We start from the raw sequence: 3,312 nt of genomic DNA on the forward strand, positions 1-3,312 counted from the left end.
TAGGCTATTTCCAGTAGCTTCTCTAATAAGAAAAAGGCTGGAATTTGTGAATCCCAACCTCTTTTCAGTTATTATTTCCAGTTTAAAATAGCACTCAAGCCATAGTGATCACTAACTTGCGGACTCTTGTTACCATCAAATACGACATGTAAATTTTCCACCGCTAACTCTTTGGTAGTAAAGACATAATCGATTCGAAGGGGTTCAGTGTTCCCTTTCCAACCATCAATTTCTGGTGGAACGGTATAGCTACCGCTTTTCTCTTGAGCAACTTCAAAAGCGTCTTGTAAGCCCAATGGACTAGCTAAAATAGCTTGGTAGCCTTCCTTACCTGCTGGATTGTTGAAATCTCCAGCTAGCAAAAGCGGCTTGTTCAATTCTTTCAAGACAGCCTCAAATCGTGCCCATTCTTCTTGGAAACCTTTATCCCACCAAGAAAGGTGGACACTTGCAACTGCAAGCTCCTTACCATCAATTACAGTTTCAGCCAAGGCAACACGGCGAGTATGATAGTCTGTTGGATCATCCACATCTGAAACTAAAATTTCTCTGGCTTCAATAGGTGTTTTAGACAAGATAGCCACACCTTCGTGGTAGCGATCATAACCGATATGGTTATAGGCCCAGGTCCAGTAGTAATTTTTCCCTTGCTCTGACAACTTTTCAACCAAAAGTTTAACATAGTGGTCTTGATGAATAGGCTCAGCTGCTGGCAAAGCTTGATAAAGGTCATTAACCTCCACCTCTGGCGAAGTGATCTCCTGATTGATTTCTTGGAAACAAATCAAATCATAGTCCTTTTCAAGAATATCTTCAAGCAAAATCTGGAATTTTTCCTCTGCTTCTTTTTCCATCCAACTGTGAGTATTGAGTGTTAAAAATTTCATGCTTTTCTCCCAAAATAAGAGGTTGGAATACAGCTTCCAACCTCAAGTATATTACAATTCTACTTTAGCAACTGCTGTTTTAGCTGCAAGAGAACCTGTTTTTTCTAATTTAACTGATTTAATTGCATCACCATTTGTGAAGACAACTACTGTTGAAGTTTCACGTCCTGCTGCACGGATAGCATCCAAGTCAGCTGTGACAAGGAGATCTCCTGCTGCAACTTTTTGTCCTTCAGCAACATGAACTGTAAATGGTTTACCTTCAAGACTTACTGTGTCCAAACCAATGTGAACCAATACTTCAAGACCTGCTTCAGTCACAATACCAAGAGCATGTTTTGTTGGGAAGATGCTTGATACAGTACCTGAAACTGGAGATACGATATTTCCATTTGCTGGTTCTACTGCAAATCCATCACCCATCATTTTTTGAGCAAATACTGGATCTTTTACTTGTTCCAAAGCAACAACTTGACCGTCTGCTACTGAGTAAACTTCCTCAGTAAGACCTTTGAAGTGAACAGTGTTTTGTTGCGCTTCTGTCATTTGACTTGGAAGAGTTTCAGGAATGATTTCACCTGAATCAAGGATATCTTGGATATCAGATTTCAATACGTCAGCTTTTGGTCCGTAGATAGCTTGAACCCCTTGTCCTTTCATGACAAGCCCCATAGCTCCTTCTGCTTTCCATTGCTCTGCATTTCCTACTTTATCTGCATCTTTAACAGTTACACGAAGACGAGTCATACATGCGTCAACATCAACGATGTTTGCACGTCCACCAAGAAGGTTGATAATGTTTACAGCTTGAGAGCCTGCTGCAACTTTCACTTCGCTGCTAGATTCTTCTGAACCTTCAGCAGTTTCGTAGTTTCCGTTACGCCCTGGAGTTGCGTAGTTGAATTTTTGAATCATGAAGTTTGCGATAAAGTACATGATTACAGCAAAGAGAACAGTTACCCAAATGAAGTTAATGATATCCATACCGATACCAGCACTGATTGCAATAGGTGTACGAGTCAAGAACTCGATTGAACCGAATGAGTGCATACGTAGGTTTACGACGTCAGCCATAGCGAAGGCAGCACCTTGAACAAGTGAGTAAACAAGATACATAGGTGTTGCGACGAACATGAACATGTATTCGATTGGTTCAGTAACCCCTGTCAAGAATGTTGCAAGAGCTGTCGCAATCATCATACCTTTGTATTTGTGTTTCTTGTCAGCATCAACATTACGGTAGATAGCCACAACCACACCCATCAAGATACCGAATGAACCGATCATTTGTCCAACTTTGAAACGAGCTGGATGTACTGTATCTAACAAGTGTTGGTATTGACTAGCATCAGTACCTTTAAGGTTTACAAGGTCTGTTACCCATGCAAGCCAAAGTGGATCTTGACCAAATACTTGACTACCTTTAGCTGCACCAGTTAAGACATCATAAGTACCACCAAGAGCTGTGTAGTTCATTGGGATAGTCAACATGTGGTGAAGACCAAATGGCAAGAGCAAACGTTCCAATGTACCATACAAGAATGGTGCAAGGATTGGAGCAGTTTCTTGTGAGTTGGCAATCCAGATACCAAAGCTATTGATACCAGTTTGCACAAGTGGCCAGAAAGCAGCAAGTACAATTGCAGCAATTATTGAACGAAGAATAACTACAAATGGTACAAAACGTTTTCCGTTAAAGAATGAAAGTGCATCAGGAAGCTTACGGAAGTTATAGTATTTATTGTAAGCAGTTGCTCCAATAAAACCAGAAATAATCCCTACGAATACACCCATGTTAAGTGCTGGAGCTTCCATAACACTAATGAAGTAATCAGCAACTTTGATTGATCCACCAAAGAGAGTTGTTACCATAGCTTCTGGATTCTTCAACATGTCTCCTGATACGCCAAAGATTGTACCAGTGATACGGTTGATTAGGATAAAGGCAAGACCTGCCGCAAACGCACCACCAGCACGTTCCTTAGCCCAGCTTCCTCCAATAGCGAGGGCGAACAAGATATGAAGGTTAACGATAACCCCCCAACCGATTTGCTCTAGGACACCACCAGTAATAACGAGTGGAGCAAAGTTAGGGTTAATCATCACGATAGACTTACCGATTGAAATCATCAAACCAGCAGCCGGCATAACCGCGATAACCACCATCAAAGCCTTACCGAATTTTTGCCAAAATTCGAAAGACAAGACATTTTTGAATGTATCTTTCATCATTCAAATCTCCTTTATTTTTATTTAGGCAAACGTTTTACGAAAACGTTTGCACCTTTTATGATTTAATTATACCACTTTAATTTTTTTTGTAAAGGCTTTTACAAAAAAAATTACACTTTTTTCAAAAAATTTTCTAGTGCCAAATTTCAAGTTCAAATTAGCCATCAAGAAGTTTTCTCTGGGGGACTTCTTG

At 40.3% G+C, this 3,312-nt stretch carries 2 protein-coding genes; both read right to left on the minus strand.

Annotated features, from left to right (window positions below; all coding sequences use genetic code 11):
• Positions 1 to 71: 71 nt before the first annotated feature.
• The gene (locus WKI42_RS09795; RefSeq protein ID WP_368081832.1) at positions 72 to 887 is read right to left on the minus strand and encodes an endonuclease/exonuclease/phosphatase family protein; all 816 of its coding nucleotides are present in this window, start codon (positions 885 to 887) and stop codon (positions 72 to 74) included.
• Between the two features lie 51 nt (positions 888 to 938).
• Positions 939 to 3,119, minus strand: a complete 2,181-nt coding sequence (locus tag WKI42_RS09800; protein WP_138024188.1) for a PTS transporter subunit IIBC — start codon at positions 3,117 to 3,119, stop codon at positions 939 to 941.
• Positions 3,120 to 3,312 lie beyond the last annotated feature (193 nt).

This window comes from Streptococcus pseudopneumoniae (genome assembly GCF_038148935.1).
Lineage (GTDB): Bacteria > Bacillota > Bacilli > Lactobacillales > Streptococcaceae > Streptococcus > Streptococcus pseudopneumoniae_U.

Excerpts from the sequence above, each read along its gene's own strand:
- WKI42_RS09800 (WP_138024188.1), bottom strand. The coding sequence starts at position 3,119 with ATGATGAAAGATACATTCAAAAATGTCTTGTCTTTCGAATTTTGGCAA.
- WKI42_RS09795 (WP_368081832.1), bottom strand. The coding sequence starts at position 887 with ATGAAATTTTTAACACTCAATACTCACAGTTGGATGGAAAAAGAAGCA.